The 21,246-nt window shown below is 63.2% G+C and carries 21 protein-coding genes; 6 read left to right on the top strand and 15 right to left on the bottom strand.

Annotated features, from left to right (window positions below):
* Positions 1 to 308 precede the first annotated feature (308 nt).
* Complete coding sequence (locus Q0632_RS13320; protein ID WP_298930622.1) at positions 309 to 923, bottom strand: glutathione S-transferase N-terminal domain-containing protein; 615 nt, start codon at positions 921 to 923, stop codon at positions 309 to 311.
* Positions 924 to 1,055: 132 nt separating this feature from the next.
* On the opposite strand from Q0632_RS13320, the gene purB reads away from it, so the two are divergent.
* Positions 1,056 to 2,435: an adenylosuccinate lyase gene (gene purB, locus Q0632_RS13315; protein WP_298930619.1), complete on the top strand. Its 1,380-nt coding sequence runs from the start codon at positions 1,056 to 1,058 to the stop codon at positions 2,433 to 2,435.
* A gap of 76 nt (positions 2,436 to 2,511) precedes the next feature.
* On the top strand, positions 2,512 to 3,072 hold the full coding sequence (locus Q0632_RS13310) for a YaeQ family protein (protein ID WP_298930616.1): 561 nt from the start codon (positions 2,512 to 2,514) through the stop codon (positions 3,070 to 3,072).
* Positions 3,073 to 3,087: 15 nt separating this feature from the next.
* On the opposite strand, the gene Q0632_RS13305 is transcribed toward Q0632_RS13310, so the two are convergent.
* Both Q0632_RS13305 and Q0632_RS13300 read right to left on the bottom strand, forming a co-directional pair.
* Positions 3,088 to 3,390, bottom strand: a complete 303-nt coding sequence (locus Q0632_RS13305; RefSeq protein ID WP_298930613.1) for a DUF2007 domain-containing protein — start codon at positions 3,388 to 3,390, stop codon at positions 3,088 to 3,090.
* Between the two features lie 7 nt (positions 3,391 to 3,397).
* Positions 3,398 to 3,826 (bottom strand): DUF3717 domain-containing protein, encoded by a 429-nt coding sequence (locus tag Q0632_RS13300; RefSeq protein ID WP_298930709.1) that lies wholly within the window; start codon positions 3,824 to 3,826, stop codon positions 3,398 to 3,400.
* 347 nt (positions 3,827 to 4,173) lie between these two features.
* On the opposite strand from Q0632_RS13300, the gene Q0632_RS13295 reads away from it, so the two are divergent.
* From Q0632_RS13295 to Q0632_RS13285, 3 genes are read left to right on the top strand one after another with little or no spacing between them, the layout of a single operon-like run.
* Complete coding sequence (locus Q0632_RS13295; protein WP_298930610.1) at positions 4,174 to 4,881, top strand: TerC family protein; 708 nt, start codon at positions 4,174 to 4,176, stop codon at positions 4,879 to 4,881.
* Between the two features lie 53 nt (positions 4,882 to 4,934).
* On the top strand, positions 4,935 to 5,399 hold the full coding sequence (locus tag Q0632_RS13290) for a hypothetical protein (protein ID WP_298930607.1): 465 nt from the start codon (positions 4,935 to 4,937) through the stop codon (positions 5,397 to 5,399).
* Between the two features lie 40 nt (positions 5,400 to 5,439).
* Positions 5,440 to 5,793 (top strand): phage holin family protein, encoded by a 354-nt coding sequence (locus tag Q0632_RS13285; RefSeq protein ID WP_298930604.1) that lies wholly within the window; start codon positions 5,440 to 5,442, stop codon positions 5,791 to 5,793.
* Here the strand turns inward: Q0632_RS13285 and Q0632_RS13280 are convergent.
* Together Q0632_RS13280 and tfpZ are read right to left on the bottom strand one after the other, a co-directional pair.
* Entirely contained in the window at positions 5,761 to 7,149 is a 1,389-nt protein-coding gene (locus Q0632_RS13280) for a M48 family metalloprotease (RefSeq protein WP_298930706.1), read from the bottom strand. The two genes, Q0632_RS13285 and Q0632_RS13280, sit on opposite strands and share 33 nt — an antisense overlap.
* Before the next feature lie 137 nt (positions 7,150 to 7,286).
* A complete protein-coding gene (tfpZ, locus tag Q0632_RS13275; RefSeq protein WP_298930601.1) occupies positions 7,287 to 8,045 on the bottom strand; it encodes a TfpX/TfpZ family type IV pilin accessory protein in 759 nt (252 codons plus the stop codon).
* A gap of 63 nt (positions 8,046 to 8,108) precedes the next feature.
* Here tfpZ and moaC point away from each other — a divergent pair, with 63 nt between their 5' ends.
* Positions 8,109 to 8,597, top strand: coding sequence for a cyclic pyranopterin monophosphate synthase MoaC (moaC, locus tag Q0632_RS13270; RefSeq protein ID WP_298930598.1), 489 nt, complete (start codon positions 8,109 to 8,111; stop codon positions 8,595 to 8,597).
* A gap of 11 nt (positions 8,598 to 8,608) precedes the next feature.
* Here the strand turns inward: moaC and Q0632_RS13265 are convergent, their stop codons facing one another.
* From Q0632_RS13265 to Q0632_RS13220, 10 genes are all read right to left on the bottom strand, one after another.
* Positions 8,609 to 10,096 carry a PglL family O-oligosaccharyltransferase gene (locus Q0632_RS13265; RefSeq protein ID WP_298930595.1) on the bottom strand — a complete coding sequence of 496 codons (1,488 nt, stop codon included), beginning with the start codon at positions 10,094 to 10,096 and terminating at the stop codon, positions 8,609 to 8,611.
* Positions 10,097 to 10,257: 161 nt separating this feature from the next.
* Entirely contained in the window at positions 10,258 to 11,595 is a 1,338-nt protein-coding gene (locus Q0632_RS13260; RefSeq protein ID WP_298930592.1) for a glycosyltransferase, read from the bottom strand.
* Positions 11,496 to 12,530: a glycosyltransferase family 2 protein gene (locus tag Q0632_RS13255; protein WP_298930589.1), complete on the bottom strand. Its 1,035-nt coding sequence runs from the start codon at positions 12,528 to 12,530 to the stop codon at positions 11,496 to 11,498. Before Q0632_RS13255 ends, Q0632_RS13260 begins: the two co-directional genes overlap by 100 nt.
* Positions 12,531 to 12,557: 27 nt before the next feature.
* Positions 12,558 to 13,592 (bottom strand): glycosyltransferase, encoded by a 1,035-nt coding sequence (locus Q0632_RS13250; RefSeq protein WP_298930586.1) that lies wholly within the window; start codon positions 13,590 to 13,592, stop codon positions 12,558 to 12,560.
* A 17-nt stretch (positions 13,593 to 13,609) separates the two neighbouring features.
* Positions 13,610 to 14,557 carry a bifunctional 2-polyprenyl-6-hydroxyphenol methylase/3-demethylubiquinol 3-O-methyltransferase UbiG gene (locus tag Q0632_RS13245; RefSeq protein ID WP_298930583.1) on the bottom strand — a complete coding sequence of 316 codons (948 nt, stop codon included), beginning with the start codon at positions 14,555 to 14,557 and terminating at the stop codon, positions 13,610 to 13,612.
* 55 nt (positions 14,558 to 14,612) lie between these two features.
* Positions 14,613 to 17,438 carry a glycosyltransferase gene (locus Q0632_RS13240; protein WP_298930580.1) on the bottom strand — a complete coding sequence of 942 codons (2,826 nt, stop codon included), beginning with the start codon at positions 17,436 to 17,438 and terminating at the stop codon, positions 14,613 to 14,615.
* Positions 17,435 to 18,610 carry a hypothetical protein gene (locus Q0632_RS13235; RefSeq protein WP_298930577.1) on the bottom strand — a complete coding sequence of 392 codons (1,176 nt, stop codon included), beginning with the start codon at positions 18,608 to 18,610 and terminating at the stop codon, positions 17,435 to 17,437. The genes Q0632_RS13240 and Q0632_RS13235 overlap by 4 nt, the downstream gene beginning before the upstream one ends.
* The gene (locus Q0632_RS13230; protein WP_298930574.1) at positions 18,607 to 19,443 is read right to left on the bottom strand and encodes a hypothetical protein; all 837 of its coding nucleotides are present in this window, start codon (positions 19,441 to 19,443) and stop codon (positions 18,607 to 18,609) included. The genes Q0632_RS13235 and Q0632_RS13230 overlap by 4 nt, the downstream gene beginning before the upstream one ends.
* A complete protein-coding gene (locus Q0632_RS13225) occupies positions 19,424 to 20,605 on the bottom strand; it encodes a glycosyltransferase family 2 protein (RefSeq protein ID WP_298930571.1) in 1,182 nt (393 codons plus the stop codon). Before Q0632_RS13225 ends, Q0632_RS13230 begins: the two co-directional genes overlap by 20 nt.
* An 81-nt stretch (positions 20,606 to 20,686) precedes the next feature.
* Complete coding sequence (locus tag Q0632_RS13220; protein ID WP_298930568.1) at positions 20,687 to 21,160, bottom strand: pilin; 474 nt, start codon at positions 21,158 to 21,160, stop codon at positions 20,687 to 20,689.
* Positions 21,161 to 21,246 lie beyond the last annotated feature (86 nt).

Here is a 21,246-nt window from a genome sequence, read left to right as displayed (position 1 = left end):
AAAGCGAGCGCCGCCTTCACAAAAATTTACCTCGTCCGTGGCATCTCAACGGGAACCTGGCGCTCAGCGCGCGACTCTATCCGGGGCGAGGGCAGGCACACGAACACGGTTATTGCTGCGAAGCCTTCCGGGCATTTGTCCCGGATGCAATCCTGGAGCGACTCTTCTCCTCCTCCCTCCCTCCCTCCTTCGCTCGGGGCGCTTCGCGGCATTTTTATTCCAGGCACGGCAACGCCCTCCCGCCAGGCGGGACCCACGAAAAAGATGGAAGCTTGCCGGCACCGGCCCTTGCGGCCGCGCCAGTCCAATCAGGACGGCTTGGTGTCGATGAAGCTCTGGCGCTGCATCAGCTTTTCCTGGAGCTTGGCCAGGTTAGGATAGCTGGTCCGCCACTCGATGTGGGCGAAGCGGAAGTCCAGGTAACCCAGAGCGCAGCCGACGGCGATGTCGGCCAGGCTCAGGTAGATGCCGGCGCAAAAGGGCTTGTCGCCCAGGCCCTGGCTCATGGCCTTGAGGCTGCCCTCCACCTTGACGATCTGGCGATCGATCCAGGCCTGGCTGCGCTGGGCCTTGGTGCGGCCGGCCCAATTAGCCTCCAGCCGGGCGAGGATGGCAGCGTCCAGGACGCCATCGGCCAGGGCCTCCCAGGTCTTGACCTCGGCACGCTCGCGGCCCATCGCCGGGATCAGCTTGCCCACCGGCGACAAGGTGTCCAGGTACTCGACGATCACCCGCGAGTCGAACAATGCCTCGCCGCCTTCCATCACCAGGCAAGGCACCTTGCCCAGCGGGTTGGATTGGGCAATGGTGGTTTCAGCCGCCCACACGTCTTCCGTCACGAACTGGTAGTCCAGTTTCTTTTCGGCCATGACGATGCGCACCTTGCGTACGTAAGGGCTGGTCGTGGCGCCTATCAGTTTCATGGGGGCTCTCTGCAAGGTCGTTTCTGTTCGGGGGAAAACCGATTCTAGGGGGAAGTGCCCAGGCTGCTGTCGCACCGGTGCGACAGCCAGCAGCGAGATCCGGTCGCAAGGGCGCCGCCTACAATTGGAGGCATGACGCTTTCCACCATTTCGGCGCTGTCGCCACTGGACGGCCGCTATGCCGGCCGCCTCGCGCCGCTGCGCCCGTTGATGAGCGAGCAGGGCTACATGCACAAGCGCGTGCAGGTCGAAGTCTGCTGGTTCATCGCCCTGTCCGACGCCGGTTTCTCGGAGTTCAAGCCCCTCACGCCGGGAGCACGCACTTACTTGCTGGGCCTGGTCAAGAATTTTTCCGAGGTCGACGCCCTGGCGATCAAGGAGATCGAGAAAACCACCAACCACGATGTCAAGGCGGTGGAGTACTGGATCAAGTCCAAGTTCGAGGCCCGGCCGGAACTGAAGAACGCCGGCGAGTTCGTGCATTTCGCCTGCACCAGCGAGGACATCAACAACACCAGCCACGCGCTGCAACTCAAGGGCGCGCGCGACCAGGTGATGCTGCCGGCGCTGGACGCCGTCATCGTCAAGCTGCGGCAGATGGCGCACGCCCATGCGGCCGTGCCCATGCTCAGCCGCACCCATGGCCAGACCGCCAGCCCCACCACCGTGGGCAAGGAGATCGCCAACGTCGTGGTGCGGCTGGCCGCGGCGCGCGAGAAGATCGCCGGCGTTGCGTTGCTGGGCAAGATGAACGGCGCTGTGGGCAACTACAACGCCCACCTGGCGGCCTGGCCGGATTTCGACTGGGAGGCCTTCAGCCGCAAGGTCATCGAGACGCCCGAGCCCCTGGGCCTGGGACTGACGTTCCAGCCCTACAGCATCCAGATCGAGCCCCATGACTACATGGCCGAACTGTTCGACGCCGTGGCCCGGGCCAACACCATCCTTATCGACTGGTCGCGGGACATCTGGGGCTACATCAGCCTGGGTTACTTCAAGCAGCGCCTGCGCGAGGGGGAGATCGGCTCGTCGACCATGCCGCACAAGGTCAACCCGATCGACTTCGAGAACGCCGAAGGCAACCTGGGCCTGGCCAATGCACTGCTGCGGCATCTGTCCGAAAAGCTGCCGATTTCGCGCTGGCAGCGGGATCTGACCGATTCCACCGTGCTACGCAACATGGGCGTGGCCCTGGGCTACGCCGCCCTGGCCTACCACTCGATGGGCATCGGCCTGGGCAAGCTGGAACTTAACGAGGAAGCCCTGGCCGCCGACCTCGATGCGTCCTGGGAAGTGCTGGCCGAGCCGATCCAGACCGTCATGCGCCGCTTCGGCGTGCAGGGCGCCTACGAGAAGCTCAAGGAAGTCACGCGCGGCAAGGTTGTGCGGGCGCAAGACCTGCACGCCCTGATCCGCTCGCTGGAGATTCCGCAGCCCGAGAAAGACCGGCTGCTGGCGATGACGCCAGCCAGCTATGTTGGCAAGGCGACCGAACTGGCACAACGGGCCTGAAGTCCAGATTTCGCAGGCAAATCGGCCTCTACCCCCCGTGAAACGGGCTTGAGTCGCTTCCAAAACAATAGCATTCATGGCACTCAAATCCACCATCTTCAAGGCCAGCCTGGCCGTGGCCGACATCGACCACGGCTACTACGCCGACCACGCGCTGACCCTGGCACGCCATCCCAGCGAGACCGATGAGCGCATGATGATCCGGCTGGTGGCGCTGGCGCTGAACGCCCACATGCTGCAGACGGTGTGCGCGGGCGACGGCACACTGGCCTTCGGCGCAGGCCTGTCCAACCCGGACGACCCGGACCTGTCGCTGCGCGATTTCACCGGCCAGGCACGCTTGTGGGTCGAAGTGGGCCAGCCCGAGGACAAGCCGCTGGCCAAGGCCTGCGGCAAGGCCGACCAGGTCCATGTGTACTGCTTCCACCATGCCGCCGAGGTTTGGTGGCGCGGCATCGAGAACAAGCTGACGCGCCTGTCCAGCCTCAGCGTGTTCCGCGTGCCCACCGAGGCCTCGCAGGCGCTGGCCGCGCTGGCCCAGCGCAGCATGCAACTGCAGGCCACCATCCAGGAAGGCGTGCTGATGCTGGGCGACGGCACGCGCAGCATCGACGTCGAGCCGGTGCGCTGGAAATGAGCGCCTGAGACGCCTTCAGCCAGGCATCGGCAGCCCACACTGCCAGCAGGCCTCGAAGCCGCCCTCCACCGTTTCGCCACAGGCGCAGAGCCAGCGGCGCTGCGGCGCGTGGGTCAGCTCGTGCAGCAGGGCGCGTGCCGGCGCCTCCTGAGCGTCATGCACCAGCCAGACCTCGGGCAGGCACTGGTCGGGCGGTAGTTCGCCGGCCGCGGCACCCAGGAAATAGCGCTGCACCGAGGCGTCGATCCCGGCATGCCGCAGGGCGTCGACCCAGAACGCCGCGATCGCGATGTTGGGGGCCTGGGCCAGACGCTGCATGGGCGGCTCAGGCCGCCGGCTGACCGGCCTCGCCTTCGACGGCGCGCTCTGAATAACGGTTGAAGCGCCAGGCGTCGCCCTGTAGGGTGATGCGGCGCCAGGTCTGGCGCTTTTGCGCGGGGCTCATCTCCGGCCAGTACTGCACTTCCTCGAAAGTGCGCCCGCAGCCCTTGCAGTCGGCGTCACCCTGGCTCGTGGAGCAGATGGCGATGCAGGGGGTGTCGGGGGTGGTGTCGTACCAAGTCTTCCAGGCGGCATAGGCCTTGGGCGGAAAGCCGCGCTCCTGCGCCTCGTCCTCGTGGTAATAGATCATCAGCGCGTAGACCTCGGCCAGCGCCCGCAACTCAGGGGCCAGGGTGATGCCGTCGGGCGAGGGGGTTTTCTCGCGCCAGAAGTTGATCGCGGCCTCGATGTCAGTGATGTGGATGCCGGCCATGGTGTGGAAAGACTGGGGGGAGGCGATGATAAGCGTTCCCACCTACACACAGGCCCCTGCGGGTATGGTCTAATCCGGGCACGAAGGGGAGTAGCTCCCGCTTGCTGCAGCACAGGGAGGTGTCCGGAATATTGGGCATCGCTGCAGCCGGTATCAGCAAGTCGTCATTACGAAGTATTACTTCCGGCTTGTTGGGCACATATCTGCATGACTCCATGCCGAGCAAGACCTTCGATTGGAACCTGATCCAGGTTCGGTCGAAGTGCGCTTGTGATTCACGGCAATCACAGCTCCATTGACTGCGCACGGATCCGGTTGTTGATCGATACAACTCGGAGTGTCTTGTCATGGAGTTTCTTTCCACCGCCTGGTGGTCGGCATTGCTGGCCATCGTCCTCATCGACCTCGTGCTCGCCGGCGACAACGCCATCGTGATCGCGCTGGCCGCCCGCAGCCTTCCCAAAGAACATCAGAAAAAAGCCATCGTCTGGGGCACCGTCGGTGCCATCGTCGTGCGCTCGGCGATGACCGTGGGCGTCGTCTGGCTGCTCAAGATTCCCGGCCTGATGCTGGTCGGGGGCATCGCCCTGCTATGGATCGCCTACAAGCTGATCGCCAACAAGCCCGATGACGGGGATGCGCACGGACCGGTAGCGACCACCTTCTGGGGCGCCATGAAAACCATCGTTATTGCCGACGCCATCATGGGCGTCGACAACGTGCTGGGCGTGGCTGGCGCAGCACATGGCTCTTTCGACCTGGTGGTCATCGGCCTGTTGATCAGCATTCCGATCGTGGTGTTCGGCAGCACCCTGGTTCTCAAGCTGGTCGAGCGCTATCCCTCGATCATGTACATCGGCGCCGGTGTGCTCGCATTCACCGCCGGCAAGATGATCGTCAACGAAAAGCTCCTGGCCTCCGTCTTCAAGGGCCCGGACGTCACCCACCAGCTGGCCTACTGGGCAGTTTGCATTGCAGCCATCGCCGCCGTCCTGGCCGCCGGCTGGCTAAGCAACCGCCGCACGCTCGACCAACAGACCGGCCAGGCCGCCTGATCCATTCCCGTTCGTTTTCTCCCGTCCCCCAACTTGTACAAAAGGAGTTCATCATGGAAAAAATCATCGTGTACCTGGACGACCCCGCCTATGCCCAGCAACAGCTCGCGCCCATGAAGACCAGCGCGGCGCCGGCCCAAGCCGGGCAAGCGACCCACTGGGTGCTTGTGGCCTGCGCTCCGCGCATGACGCACCGCATCAGCAAATGGGTGAGCCACAGTGCGCGCGAGAACTGGCGCGCCAAGTGGGCTGAAAAGCTGTTCGGGCAGGTGGTTCCTGCGCTGCAGGCCAACGGCGACACGGTCACCACCCTGCTGGCCAAAGGCCCGCTGCCCGAACTGACGCGCAAGCTCACCACCGAGCACGCAACGGCGCGCGTGCTGGACGCGCGCCGACCCAAGTTCGGCCAGGACCTGCAGCCGGTTTCCGCCGACCAGCCGGCGCCGACCGAGGGTCGCTGGACCGTGCCTGGCGCGGTGGTTGGCATGGGCGCCGTGCTGGTGCTGGCAGCCGAGTAAGGGCTGCGCGCTTCATGGCCGGGTGCTATGCTCTCCGGCCATGAAGCTTCTCGCCCAATGGCTGCTCAGCGCCGCCGCTCTGCTGCTGGTGGCCTACATCTACAGCGGCGTCGAGGTCACGAGTTTTGGCTCGGCGATGATCGCGGCCCTGATCATCGGACTGCTCAACATGGTGCTCCGGCCGGTGCTGGTGGTGCTCACACTACCGGTCACCGTGCTGACACTGGGCCTGTTCCTGTTCATCATCAACGCCCTGATGTTCTGGGCCGCCGCCTCAGTATTGGACGGATTCCACGTACGCGGATTCGGCGCCGCGCTGCTGGGCTCGCTGATCTATTCGCTCATCGGCCTGGTCATCGATTCAGCGCTCGAGCGCCTGTTCTCGAAGAAGTGACGCGACCTGGCGGGCCCGGGTGTCGATGATCGACGCCTCGATGTGGTCGCCCGCCGTCCCGCCCTTGCGCATCAGTTCCTGTGCCGCCTTGAAGCGGTCCATGGCGGCCGGGTAGTCCAGGTGCGCGACCTGCGACTCGGCATCGGCGCGAACGGCGCGCAAGGTCTGCCCCTGCGCGCTGTAAGCCGTCCCCAGCATCTGCCACGCAGTGGCGTCGCGCGGTTGCAAGGCCACCCAAGTCTGCAGGCGCTGCGATGCGTCGGAAGGACGGCCCAGGCGGATCCAGGCTTGTGACAGGAACAAGACCTCGGGCCGCCCCTGCGAGGCGGGGTCTATGAGTTGGACTGTGCGCGCCGGCTCACCCACCGCCAGCGCGATTTCCGCAGCCAGCAAGTTCGCCAGGCGCGCCGCCTTGGGGTCAGCCGCGACCAGCGGCGTCAAGCGCTCCAGGTAGCGCGCAGCAGCAGCGTTGTCTCGCAGCCTGGCACTGGCCAACGCTGCCGCATAAAGCGCTGCCGCCTGGCGCGCCCCGGCCAGACCGGCGATGAGGGTGTCCGCGTCGCGCAGCTGGGCGCGCAGGGCGTCCACGCCGGGATTGGTCATCACGCGCGAGCGTGCCGCCATCAGCGCATGCTCCATGCCGGGACCGGCCAACGGCGGCCGGGCCGCAAGCTGCTGGCGCGACTGCATGTCGGCAATGCGCTCGGTCGTCATGGGATGGGTACGCAGGTAGGGGAAGTTGCCGTTGTCGTTCAGGCGTGCCGCCTGTTGCAGCTTGTCGAACATGGTGACGAAGCCTTGCGGCTCGAAGCCGGCCTGGGTCATCACGCCGTAGCCGACGCGGTCGGCTTCCCGCTCCATGTCGCGCGAGAAATTGAGTTGGTTCTGCATCGCCAGCGCCTGGCTGCCCGCCATCACCGCATTGGCTGCATCGGTGCTCTTGCTCGCCGCCAGCGCGCCCAGGATCATGGCGGCGATGACCAGTGGCGCCTGGCGCTTCTCCTGGCTCATCAGGCGTGAGATGTGGCGCTGCGTGACGTGGCTCAGTTCATGGGCCAGCACCGAGGCCAGCTCGTCGCGGCTGGTGGTGACACTGATCAGCCCCAGGTGCACACCCATCCAGCCGCCAGGCAGAGCGAAAGCGTTGATGCTACGGTCCTTGCCCAGCAGCACCTGCCAGGCGAAGCGTTCGTCCAGTTCGGCCGTCAGCTCGCCGCGCGCGCGCGCGGCAGCCAGCAAAGGTTGCCAGATGCCTTGCACGTACTCGACCAGCACCGCATCGTCGATGTAGTCTGGGTCGCGGTACAGCTCACGGGCGATCCGCTCGCCCAGCTTGCGTTCGGCCCCGCTGCTCATTTCGCTGGTGTCGCCCAGGGTGGGCAGCTGTGCGGCAGCCGGCAGCGCGGCCAACAGAATGCCGATTGCTACCGAAACAATAGCAAATGAGGACCGACGCCCGGGGGCTCGCGGCTGTTCTGTTGGAGAAAGCAGGTTCAAAACGAATCCAGGGGCATGAAAGCCACCACAGCGGCGGAGCCGGGGTCGATGAAGGCGGTCCAGAACGATTTCCGACCGGTCATCGGCAAGTAGACCGTGCTGTCGGCCTGCCGGCCGGCGCGCCCCAGGACGGCATCGATCGCTGCGGCGCGCTCGGGAAAGCGCACCTTGAGCGCCTGGACCGGCTTGGCGGCGGCCAGAACCTGCGCCTTGCCCGCCGCATAGTCTTGCCAGAGATCCGGACGGGCGCTCAGCGAGATCCCCTGCAACGCCACCAGGGTGGCGTCCGCCTCCTCTTTCGCATCCTTGAACGGACGCAGCGCCAAGGGGGTCGGCCCCAGCAAGGGCATGGCCTCGATGCCGGCAGGCACCTTGTCCATCAAGTCGGAGGGCACGTCCACCGCGTGCACGACACGAAAGCGGTTGAACTCGAAGACCAGGTGAACCGGACGCGCGGCAAAGACCGTGGTCATTCCATAGCCCAGTGCGGCGAGCTGGATCAGGCCCACCACGGCGAGGTCCCGCCGCAACTCCTTGCGCGGCTTCTTGCGATTGAAGACGAACAGCGTGATCAAGGGGCCCAGGATCACATCGACGGTGATGAGGATTAGAAAGAGTTCGCTACCGCCTGAAATTTCGCGGTAAGGGTAGGGATACCAGATTCCGAACACCAGTGCGGCGGCCAGCGCGGCGATGCCCAGGCTGATTCCGAGGTGGATGCTGGCGGCTTTGACGCGGTCTTTCCAATGGAGCATGGTCGTATGATGGCTTTACCAGTTGAACGTTCCGAAGCTGGTTTTTTACACCAAGTCCGAATCATGAGCCCTCTCACGCACTTCGACGCCCAAGGCCAGGCCCATATGGTGGACGTGGCGGGCAAAGCCAGCACGCACCGGATCGCCATCGCGTCGGGGCGCATCGAAATGCAGCCCCAGACCCAGGCCCTGATCCAGAGCGGCACGGCCAGGAAGGGCGACGTGCTTGGCATCGCCCGCATCGCCGGCATCCAGGCCGCCAAAAAAACCAGCGACCTCATCCCGCTGTGCCACCCGCTGGCACTGACGCGGGTGGCGGTCGAGTTTGATTTCCCCAGTGCTGGCACTCCCGGCTTGGGCGCTGTCAGCTGCACGGCCACGGTGGAAACCGTGGGGCCCACGGGCGTCGAGATGGAGGCACTGGCAGCCGTGCAGGTCGCGTTGCTGACGGTCTATGACATGTGCAAGGCGGTGGACCGCGGCATGACCATCAACGCCGTGCGCGTGCTGGAAAAGCACGGCGGCAGGTCGGGCAGCTTCGTCAACACCTGAGCCCCGGCCGCTCAAGGCATGGGCGCTGGGGCTGCCACACCCGTGTTCCTGGCGATCCATTGCGCGTATTCCACGGGATACGCCGCACGGAACCGCGCAGCGTGCGCAAGCAGGTCGTCATGGCGTCCCAGCACCAGCGCGCTGTCCAACAGCTTTTCGACGATTCGCGGTTCCGGCGAAAAAAGCAGCAAGGCGCTGGCGCTGTCAAAGGTCCACTGCGCATTGGCCGGCGTCAATGCGGTGGTGCCGATCTCGGCGAACCTGACCTGGTCACGAAACAGCCAGGAGCCCCGGATCTTGTCCAGGGTGCCGTCCCTGTACGCGGCACGCCGGGATTGTTCAGGCAGATAGACTTGGCTGACGCGTTGGTAGTCCCAGACCACGTGGCCGATCACGCCGACGATTCCCGCAGCCAGCACGGGCTGCAAGCGTGCTGTGACGGCACCCGCGGAGTCCCGGCAACGGCCCCACAGGATGCCCAGGCACAGGCCAAAGGCCATCTGGAAGGGTCCGTACCACAGCGGGTACTCCAGCATGCTGTGCAGCCCGATCACCGCCAGAGCCGCCCAGGCAGCCTGCCGCAGCGTGTCGGTTTCGCGCCAGGGCGCGGCCTTCAGCACCATCCATGCGAAGAGACCGCACAACAGCAGGGTCGCAGGAATACCGAGCTCCACCGCGAGATGCAGCGGCAGGTTGTGGGCGTTGTCGAGGATGTCGCAGAACCGCTCACCCGGATACAGCGTGGCGTAGTGCGCCTGGTCCAGCGCCCCCCATCCCCAGCCTGTCCAGGGCTTGAGAGCGATCAGGTCCACAACGTTGTCCCAGAGCACGGTGCGGCTGCTGCAGCTGTCGGCCGCGGCAATGCGGCCCCAGACGTTGGGCGCAGTCACTCCGGTTGCGGCCGCCAGGGCCATGGGCAAAAGCACGGCGGCCGCAGCATAGGCCAGCCCTGCGGCCAGGCACAGGACAAGCCGGTGCCGGCGGCCGGCACCGCCCCAACAGGCGGCCAGCACGGCCAGCATGACCAGTTCAAACAATCCCGTGCGCGAAGCCGACATGGAATTGCCCGCTGCCAGGACGCACATGGCCAGGACCGCGCCCGCGGGCTTGGGCCGGCTGCCCGGCCAGAAGAGCAGCGCCGCCATTGCGAGCGCGGTCAGAGAAGCGAACTGGTTGCGTTGGCGCAGGTTGGCGAACGCCTGGCCCACGGAGGAAGCATTGACCAGCGGATCCAGGAAATGGGCAAGCCCGAAATACTGGCAGGCGGCAATGGCGCAGCTAAGCAGGGCCGCGGCGGCCCAGGCCCCAAACACATATCGCACCTCATCACGTTGCAGGGATGCCGCGGATTTGGCGCAGAGCAGGGTGACCAGGCAGGCTGCAGCCGCAGCCAGGGCATCTGGCGCCGCATTCGCGCTCACGACAATGCAGGCGGCCAGTGCGGCCAGTCCTGTCGCGACGCCGGCATGGAGGCCGGCAGGCCGGCTTGCCGCCCACAACAAGGTGGCCAGCAGGGCGCTGAGAATCCAGGGCCAGAACGCCGGAGAAGGGCCTGGAGCGACAGGGTTGAGCCAGGGGATGGCCACGCACAGGAAGACGACCACAGCATAGACCCGCTCTTGACGGCGCCCCCGCTCCAGGCCGGCGCTAGCCATTGCTTTCATGGGCCGTCGGTCAGGATGCTCTCAAGCTCCTGCGGTTGGCGCCGCCATACATCCCAGGCCTGGTCGACGCAGATCTTGAATTCGCGCTTGAAGCGCTCTTCGCTGAAGGTCTCGGCCCAGGTCCGGCAGGCGTGCGGATCAAAGATGACCCCGGCAGCCTCGAACGCCTCAACGGCCTCGACGATGCAGGCCGTTGTCTGCTCGGGAAACAACAGGCCGGTGGGGCGGTCGGCGGCATGCAGGTCGCGCACCGTCTCGGTTGCGCCGCCCTTGCCGTAGGCGATCACGGGCGTGCCGCATGCCTGCGCTTCCAGCGGCGAGATGCCGAAGTCTTCCAGCGCCGCAAAAAGAAAGGCGCGGGCGGATCCCAGATGCTGGCGCACCACCTCGTCGGACTGCCAGCCCATCAGGGTGACGTTGGCGGGGCAGCGTAGCTTGAGCGCTTGCGCCTCAGGGCCATCGCCGATCACCACGAGCTTGCGCTGCGGCATGGCGGCAAAGGCCTCCACGAGCAGGTCGATGCGTTTGTAGGAGACCAGACGCGACACCGTGACGTAGAAGTCCTCTTTGTGCGGCTGCAGAGCGAACAGGCTGGTGCGCACCGGGGGATAGAGCACCCGGGAGCGGCGGCGATAGGTGCGCCAGACCCGCTGCTGGATGTAGCGTGAATTGGCCAGGAACAGGTCGACGTTGTTGGCGGTCTGGCGGTCCCAGGCGCGCAGCCGGTGGAACATGTAGTGCGCCATCAGGCCCTTGACACCCTTGTCCAGACCGTAGTCACGCAGGTACTGGTGGTTCAGGTCCCATGCATAGCGCATCGGCGACTGGACATAGCTCACGTGGAGCTGGTCACCTCTGGTGATCACGCCCTTGGCAAAGGCATGGGAATTGGAAACGATGATGTCGAACGCATCGAGATCGTGGCGCTCGACGGCCAGGCCGGTCAGCGGCAGGTAGTTCCAGAACTTCTTCTGTACAAACGGTGCCCGCTGCAGAAACGTGGTCTGGATGGGCCCCCCGCCAAGCCGCGCCCGGTGCTCTTCCGACAGGAAATCAATTGTGGCGTGGAGTTGCGCCTGGGGCAGGCTCTCCAGCATCAGCCGGGTCACGTCTTCGGAGCCGCCCCAATCGGTCAGCCATTCGTGAACAAGGGCTGTCCGCGCTTGTGAAATCACCGATGTTCCCTTGCCTGATGTTGATGCTCCGGCCGTTGCCGAGCCTTCGGTGGCTGATTTTAGGTGATGAGGCGAGCCGCCCCCGGCTGCGGTGCGCCCGGTCGGGGAACACTGCGCGGCAGGAACATCAACCGCAAGACCAGACCTGCGCGCCGCCACTCGTGGTGCACAAGCCGGTCCAGCACGACCAGGAACAAACTCACCCAGACAACAGGGACGAGCCGGGGGGAAAACTTCCTGGTGAACCGCAAACGGTTCACCACCCCGTAGTACTCCGACAGCAGCGACTTGTGCCGAATCCCTCCTACTGAGCCGGTGCTGGCCCCTTCCTTGTGTCGCAAACGGCTATGCAGCGCCACTGCGGGCCGGAAGCCGCAAGCCCGCCCTCGCTCCGCCCAGTCCACTTCTTCGTAGTAAAGAAAATAGTCTTCGTCCATCAGCCCGACCGCCTGCAGGTACCCGCGGGTGGCAAGCATTGAGGCGCCTACCGGGTAGTCGATGTCGAAGAACACATTCTGGTCGGCTGGCACGCCAGTGGGTACCTGCTTGAGATGGCTGCCTGTGGCCACGACCCGGCGCAAGAGCCCGCCCACGGCCTGTATCTGGTGCGGATCGTCCCACTCGAGAAGAACCGAACCACACAATCCGATATCGCTTGCGCTCGTTGTGGCGGCCAGCAAATGCTTCAACGCCGCCGGCTCCAGCCAGACATCGTTGTTCAACAACCAGAAGCAATCAGGATCGAGCCGTTCACGTCCCCAGGAGATGCACCGGTTGATGGCGCCTGCATAGCCATAGTTGCGGGGCAAGCGCATGACGTACACGCCCCGGAAGATGGACGCGGCGCCTGGATCGCTTTCGATGGCCAGGACGCTTCCTGCTCCTTCAAAGTCCAGCTGCGTTTCCGGGGCGCCCGACAGGGCCTGGCGGGCCCATTCGCACAGATGGTCATAGGACTCGTCGCTGGAACCGTTGTCACAAAGCAGCAGATGGAAGGGCGGCCCGCTCATTGCGCGCAGGCTCTGTGCGCAAATCAGCGTATCGCGCCAACCATTCCAGTTGACCACTGCGGCAAGAACCAGTTGTTCGTCCATCAAGTACCTTGGTCGCAGGCCGACAGTTCATTTCCCATTTGCGGAGAGCGAAGACAGCGTAGAAATCCATCGAGCGAGGCTGCTGGCGCAACGTGCACGCACCAAGTCATGAAGCATCATCGGCGCATCCACATGCCGACGAAGAAGGCATGACAGCGCAATTGCGGCATTCACGCCGCGTGCCGGCAGCCATGCAACTGCGATAGCCAGGGGGTGATGGGGTTCGTCGCGACCTGCAAGCAGGGACCGATACTCGCCTGGGCCATAGGCACCAAGTGCCCTGTAGTGCAACAGCAGCTTGAGGCTCGTCGCAGGATACCGCTGCGTGACACCAGCTCTTGAGGTGGTGGAGAATTGATCGAAAGACCAGATGAGGCGTGGCCATTTCGCGGCCCATATCTCGAACGCCCGCGCCGTCCACATTGCATTGGCGTAGCGAATTTTGATCAACGGACGGGCAATCAGCTTGGCACGCCCGATGGAAGGCGACTGGAAGATGACCCCGACGTGGATGAACATGGATCCGAAATAGGGCGCCCGTTCACGAGCGAGCCAGCGGTCGCGCTGAATGACAACGGCACCGAAGAAGCTGAGATAGTTGGTCGTGACGGCGAAAAGATTCGCTTGCTCTTCTGCCGCGAATTCTTGGTCAGCACCCACATTCAGTTGCCGCTCCTTCAAGCATTTTGAAAGGTCCTTGCTTCTGACCTCGGCGTTTACAACAACCAGCGCCGGACCATCAGCCAAAGACTTGAGTACTGTGGCTATAGCATCGTCTGCAAGGATGTCGTCATCGCTCATCAGCCAGCAATATTGGCCTCTTGCATACGTCACCGCCTTGTCGACATCGCGGTCAAAACCAGAATTCTCTTTCTCTCTGTGATAGACAAGGCTTGGGTATTGCGAACGGTATGCAGCGACTACATCAGCCGTACCATCCGTTGACGCACCGTCAACCACCACCAACTCCACCTCCGACGTCAGCTGGGGCAAGATTGAGTCAAGAGTTTGTCCAATGAACCCGGCACGATTGAACGTTGCAATGCACATTGACAGCTTCATCACTTGCTCTCTCTTCGTTATTGCGTCGGCTTGCTGAATTCGAGCATGACGACGCCTTCACCAGGCAGTTCGCCAATTGATGAATATCTCTGGTACTCATTTGCAACCATCAAGGGCTCTCGCCAGGACGGATAGCGCGCCCCAAGCAACCGCTTCATTGTGGCGTTTCTGAAAAATAGGCCGCACCGCTTCTCGCCATAAATCGCGGTATAGGCCGGAACGCCGACCTTTCTGAAGATGCGCGCACTCAGAAGATCTTGGTCGTAATAACGCTGCCAGAAGGTATAGCCGTCTTCACCTGGTTGCAAGACGCCGTACTGGTCGTGGCTGATAAATTGCTCCAGGCCAACAGCCATGCACGGCAAAGTCAACAGCAAGCGTCCACCGGGACGAAGCGCGGCCCACATGCTTTCAATGGCTTTGGTGTCGTCTGGGATGTGCTCCAGCACCGAGATGCACGTGACCAGGTCAAATGAACCTGCCGGCTCAGGCAGATCTTCGAGCACCCCATTGAAGAAGCTGCAGCGCGCGTCCAAGCCAAGTGCGCTCGCAAGAGCTCTTGTCTGATCGAGGTCGCTCGCGTCCGGGTTGATGAACACCGCTGTTGCGTCCGGACCGTCCTGCAGATGGAAGACAGGGGCAAAGCGCGGCGATGAAATATCTAGGTACCGCTTGAAGGGCAGGCTCCCGACACGCTTGCCAACCGCGTCAAACTCGAAGTAGCGGGTCGAATCCATCGGAAAAAGAATGAAGCCCGCGCAAATATTCCATGGCAGGCGCCCCAGAAGCATTAACCTCAAACCAGTGCGCATGATGCGCAAATGCAGGCCGATTCCGGGCGCGCCCCTGATGCTGGCAACCGCAAGACTGAGCGGCGACAGAAGGACGGCGCTCAGGAGCGTTCTCAGCCGGTCAAGGGGGCGGGCATCGAGTTGCAGCGGGACTTCAATAAATTGTTTTCGCATGTTGGGTGGCGCCGATTCTAGTTTTGCGAGACGGGCTTGGCTTTTCATCGAGATCCTAGAGCCGGCCGTCGGCCTTGGCGACCGACAGCAGTGCGCGGCGCAAGCGACGCGATGACAGCGCCAACGCGGCCCAGCATCCAAGCACCAGTGCGACAGCCAGCCCCAGACTGCTCACGGCTGACCATGTGTGATGGTGCGCCCACCAGGATCCCACAGCTGCGGCTGCCGTTGCCACCAGGACGGCAATACCAACATCCCTGAAAAGCCAACGGGCACCGAGCCCAGGCAAAAGCCTGTTGTGCGTCACCGCGGACCCGATCAGCACGTAAAGCAGATGAAGGACGAGCCATGCTCCTGCCGCACCTCTGGCGCCCCACAGGAGCGCCGCCCCAATGGTCAGCGGCAGCGAAACCCCAAGCACGCCAATCCCGATCGCCAGTGCCAGCCTTGTGGCTCCGCAAGCAAGTTTCAATGCGTACGGCATGTACATGATTCCATGCAAGCCGGACCCAAGACACAAGAGGAAGGCGAGCGGAGCCACAGCCGCCGCGACGGCGGCATCCCCGGTCCAGACCAGGAGAATGTCCCTGGAGAAAAAGGCGGCAACGGCGGCCACCGGAAACAGAAAACTGGCAAGTGCCAGTGAGCTGGTGCGGTAGGCTTGCTCGAGTTCGCCGCGTTGCGCAGCGGAGGCCGATGCACAAAGCCGGGGATAGACCACCTGGAATACGGGGGTTACCAGCGCGTACAGGACGCCCGCCATCAGCGTTGCCATCACGTAGTAGCCAAATTGATCGAGCGCGAGAATACGGCTCAGAACGACCTTGTCCAGTTGCATCACCAGCGCGCCGACAATGCCCAATCCAGCAGTTGCCGCACTTTGCCGGTAGAAATCCCGCACTTTGCCTGCCTCGGGCAATTGGGCGGGGCCCAAGCCGGCCTTCGCCAGGTGGCGGCACCAAAGGCACTGAACCCATGCGGTCAACGACAGCCATGCGAACATGACACGCAGATCTGGCGCTCCATAGGCAAGCAGCGCAACGGCACCGCCCGCGGATAACGCGGTCATGACCAGATTGACCATGCCCAGCACCGCCATTTTTTTCAAGCCGATCAGCACGCTCTGGTACAACGCAACAGGCCAGCGAGAGCCAATGGCCACGCCAGCAAGCACCAGTGATTGCGTCACATAGGCGGGGTCAAGACTGACGGGCTTGAGCCAACGGTTGGCCAGGACAGAGGCGAGCCCTGCCACCGCAACCGCCAGAATGACTGCAATCAGTGCGTTCAGGCGGGCAAGGCCATGAACCAGATCTGCCGTCGGTCCGGAAGAGCCATCGGTGCGCTGGGCAACCACCCGGGTGATGGAAATTCCCATCCCCCCGTCAAGGACAAGCAGGCTGGCCTGAAGCACCAACACAAAGCCAAAAACGCCATAGGCCTCGCTGCCGAGATACCGCAAGTACAGCGGGGTCGCCAGAATTGCGGCAATCACCGCGGCCGCTGAACTGGCCGTGCCTGCAAGCACATCGCTACTGAGTTTTTTCAACACCCTGTGGTGCGCATGCAGCACGTCAGGCTGGCTGCGCTGCGTCAATTCACCGGCTTCTGGCTTGAGCGCCCCGGCTGCGAGTGCCATGGAGGCCCCGGCAAGGCATTGCTTCGCGCTGTCCATCCATGAGAAAGGCTTGTCGCAGACCAATGCGCCTGGACGCGGGCTCTGGGCGTGATTCCGGATCAATTGCTCAAGCTCAGACTGGCAATCCCTTTGGAAGAATACGACGCCCTCCCCGCCCAGTTCCATCAAAGCTGGTAGATCGCTTGCAATGACAGGGCAGCCTCGGGCGCGTGCCTCGACCAGCGGAAGCCCGAATCCTTCTGCCAGAGACGGCAGAAGGAGGGCGCGGCTGCGCGAGTAGGCAACCCCTATTTCCTCGTCGGATGCATCGAGCAGAAGCAGCAGCCGCTTCCCCTGTTCCGGGTGGCGCCGGATCTCCGCGACAAGTTGCGTGCAATCCGGGTGCGCCCTGCCGGCCACCAGCAAGCGCACATCCAGGCCGGCGGCCCACAAGCTCTCGAAGGCTCGCAAAAGCAGCCGGTGATTCTTGCGGGGCTCAATCGTCCCTATGGAGGCAAACCAGGGCGAGGACGCGGCGGCGAAATCAAGCACTTGACTGCGTACGCCACCCGTCGTACTTGCCGGCACATCGCTGCCAAGGCGGAAATGGCGAACCTGTGGCGGCGGGATTTTTTGCTCGGCGCAATAGGCCAGGTAGTCCTCCTCGGTGGACCGGGAGATGCAAAGCACAGCATCGCAGTTACCAGTCATTCTGCGCAGCCAGGGCTCGAAGACACGCGTGAAAAGTGGTGCGCAAAATTGCGGTTGCCGCAGCGGAATCAGGTCGTAGAGAACAAGCACGACCCGCGCGCCTTGCGCGCGCGCACGCGCCGCTGCCAGCCAGACCTTGTAGTTCCAGGACTCGTCTGCCAACACCAGCCAATCGCCCTGTCCAAAAGAGATCTGCGGTTCCCTGGAACTCAACGCGTCGAACGTCAGACGGTTTGCGAATGCCCACGCCGCTTTGAGCAGCGACGCTGGCGCAAGTGCCTGGGCGACCCGCCTTGCGCTGCCGCCGGTAAGACGCCGATACAGCGAAGAAATGCCCTCACCCCCTGCACCGCCTTTTGCGTCTGGCCTGACAAAGAGCGCCTCCCGGAATCCGGTTGAATTGAAACTCACAGGGACGCACTGCACGCCGCCTTGCTCGTGAAGAGTCTGCCAGGAATCGAGCAGCCGCCTCACAGTGCGCGTGATCCCGACATTGCCCACTTGCGTACGGGTGTAGGTCACATCGACCAGAAGTCGCTGCACTCCGGTCATATGTCCCGGTTCCAGGGAAGACCCGACCGACCTCGAATCCGGGCGCAGTCCATCAGCTTGTTTCCTGATAGAACCTCATCCACCGTACCAATGACAACCGGATTCAACGCCCGCCAGAACTTGTAGATAACCAGCCCATCGTCCAGAACGTAAACCTTCATGTCGGAGTGTGGGTAGTGCCTCAAGGCCCCGCCGTTGACGCGAGTCGTTGTGGTGCTTGCCGGCGGCAAGAACCTGGGGCAGGTCTGTTCGACTTTCTCGAATGCGGCTTCGACCTTCGCTGAAAGAGGGAGCAACTGCTGGAGCGCGCCGTCGACTGGGTAGCGCAAGGGGCAAATCCAGAACCCGGCCTCCCTCCCTTTCTCTGCCGTTGGCTGAGTTTTCCCGCGGATGGCTGCCAACCCCTGCGATGGCAGCAGTTGGCACGCTTGTGCGGCCAATGACAGCCTGTGCGGCGCCAACAACACGTCCAGCGCCTCACGCACTGCCGGCGCGGGCCCGCCATCCGCACCCGACTGCCCTTGAATCGATGGCACCACCAGCTGGATAGGGCCCTTGGAGACCGCCAGAAAGCCCTGCCCCCATTGCGCATCGCGGACCGCTGCGCCGACACTGCTGAGATTGATCCACCGCGAGGAATCGGGGAAGGCCGGGGCGATCAGTGAGTAGGAAATGCTCGAAATCGTCACATATGTGGTTGCTTGAGGTGCCTGCGAGGGAGCTGGCCGGTCAATCTGGAAATAAGGCGCATCCTTCCAGTGCAACCATGCCCATGCGTCCCACGGTGAACTCGTTGCCACCACGAACAGCTGAGCGACAAGGAGACCGCCCGCCAGGAAAAGGCGAAACGCCTTGGTCAGCGGCAGCAGATAGACAAGCCCTATGGTCAACGGGCCCACGCAAAGCAGCATGGGGAGGAAATAGCGCCCATTTCCAGATGTCCACAGCCAGATTGCAGTCGCTGGAAAAAGCAGGGCAAGCAATGCGACCGCAGGTCGCGCGCTACCGACAAGCCGTCTTTGGAATACAAGCGCGGCAAGCGCCAGCAATAGCATCGCCGCAAATCGCAGGTCAGGCGCCGCGATCTCGACATAGACGTTGGCGTCTGGGGCCGCCATTGCAAAAAAGCGCAGCAGCGCCTCCACCCATGTATCCGGAATGAAGCGAATCATCGCACCCACCCACTCCACTGCCGCAAAGGCTCCATCCAGGGATCAAAGAAGGGATAGAAGGGATTGCCATAGTGCGTCCAGAGCATCCATCCCCAGTAGCCATAGACGATTGCGAACCCCGTGATTGCGACCCCACCTCCCAGCACCATAGCCCACAGCCGCGCACGAACGCTGCCCGCCGGCCACATCCAGACAATGGGGAGAAGGACTGCGATAGGCGCATTGCTCAGCTTGCATGCGGTGGAGACTCCCGCGAGAAAGCCGGAAAGAGCCACGACTTTCAGCCAACCGGCGTCCTGGCGGCTTTCGGATGCCAGGGGCGCAATCGCCAAGGCAATCGCCCATACCAGTGGAATGGCAGCCAGCAGATCGTTTCCGGTGGTGTCGAACATCGACAGCACAATGCCATTGGCCATTGCCAGCGCCACTGCAATCGCGCGCATCCCAAGATCGAACCAAGTGTGACCAGGGATGCAAGCACGCGCCAGAATCCATAGCGCCGGCACGACAGTGAGGTGCAAGTGCATCAACACCACGCCAGCGACCACCCCGCTCGCGCCGAGCGAGGCAAGCTTGTACACGGGCCAGTAAAGGTAGGGGAACTGATAGGACTGGTACGAAGCGGCCAGATAGTCCCTGTCAAATCGGGGTTGGTCGGCTGTCCATCCCAGGTAAATGTGGTGGTTCAGCGCATCCCAGCTCAGGCCGATGTGCCCCAGCGAGACAGCGATGGCTGCCAGCGCCAATCCGCAGGCAATGACAATGAAAAGCTGCTCCCATCGCGTCGCCCATGCCGGGGCGCGCCCGGGGGCTTCAGTTGCCCCGCTTGCCATCAATTGAACGCCAGCAAAGCTGGACTGCCCCGGCAAACAGCGCGCCCGCAATCGATTGCATGCCCACGATCATGAGTGTGACCGCGGGGATCACGGTGCGCATGCCCTCCACAGGATCGAGTGCACCAAAGCCCGAGGAACCCCAAACATACGCTTTGGCCACGGACCATGCCAGCCCAAGAAGGAATAACGCCCCACCGGACAACAAACCCATCTCGACATTGCGCAGCGGTCGGGTCCTTGCCATCCACGCAGGCTCCGGGACGATTCCCGATATCACCCCCAGCCACTTTGTCAGCACGGCGAGTTGCACCAGTTGCACGCCGATCACGGTTGCGCCAGCCATGTAAAGCATCGTGTGCACCCGCGCCCCCACGGAGAAGCTCAATCCCGTCCATGGTTGCAGCGAGACAAAACCGCCCACGCCGCCAGCCAATAAGGCAAGGCCGGGATAGAGAAAAAGCCAGCGGGGGCAAAACAGCAGCAGAAAGCGAAGATGCCGCCAGCCATCGCGCCAGGTTCGCAAGTGTGGCGGGCGGTCGCGGCCGTCGGGCCTCAGGACCGTAGGGACTTCATCGATCCTGCACCCCGCCATGGCGGCTTTTGCAATCATTTCAGAAGCGAACTCCATGCCGCCGCTGACCAGGCCCAAGCGACGGACCGCATCGCGAGAGAAGCCGCGCAGGCCGCAATGGAAGTCCCCAATGGGAGTTCGGAAAAAGAGCCGCCCGACAAAACTCAGGACCGGATTACCCAGGTAGCGGTGCAGAAAAGGCATCGCGCCGGGCTCGATGCCGCCCTGGAAACGGTTGCCCATGACGATGTCGGCACCAGCGCGCAGGCGCTCAACGAAGGCATCGAGGCGGGAGAAGTCGTAGCTGCAGTCCGCGTCACCCATGATGACGAAGCGCCCTTGCGCGCTTTCAATGCCTGCCAGCAGTGCGGAACCATAGCCGCGGACAGGGACGTGGACGACCCGGGCGCCGCCAGCCGTAGCGATTTGCGGGGAGTTGTCGGTGGAGCCGTTGTCGGCGATCAGGACTTCTGCATGGAGCCCCGACCTGCGGAAATAGCTTTGTGCCGCCTCGATGCAAGCTCCGATCGTCCGCGCCTCGTTCAGACAAGGCATCAGCACCGTCAATTCATAGGGTGAAGAAGGCATGGAGGTGGCAACGGCGCTCGATCCGGGATCTCAAACAAAACGAGCGGCCGAAGCCGCTCGCTCTAAGCATGGCGAATGCTATCAGCCGCGGCAGGAGCCAGGCAGGTACTTCGCCAGGATGGGGTTGGCAGAGCCAGGGCCGCACTTCCAACCACCAACCACGGTGCCCGGGCTATAGGCGGTGATGGCGGATTGGTCGGCAAGCGTCGGAACCAGATCGATGGTCTTGGCGTCGATGTTGGAGTCGCTGAAATTACGCGCGGTCACGGTGATCTTGCCGACAGTGTCGGTGGCGATCGAGGCCACGTACTTGGAGGTGGCACCGGTCGACTCGCAACCCCAGTCATTGGCGTCCACGGTCGTGCGCGAACCGGTCTGGTAGACCTCGGAAATCGTCGTGCGACAGGCGGAAGCGGCCAGAACCACCTCAGACAGCTTGGCGCGCTTGGTGTAGTCCTGGTAAGCAGGCAGGGCCACGGCGGCCAAAATACCGATGATCGCGACCACGATCATCAATTCGATCAGGGTGAAACCCTGTTGCAGTTGACGCTTCATTTGAAACCTCCGGGTGTGTGAATTGATAGAGAAGCCATCCAGTTGAGCAATTGCTATGCCAAACAAGCCTTTAATCCTAAAGGATT

It is taken from the genome of uncultured Ramlibacter sp. (assembly GCF_936925435.1).
In the GTDB taxonomy this organism is placed as follows: Bacteria; Pseudomonadota; Gammaproteobacteria; order Burkholderiales; family Burkholderiaceae_C; genus Ramlibacter.
The sequence above is the reverse complement of the archived record's forward strand: the minus strand, read 5'-3'. Positions and strand labels throughout refer to the sequence as shown.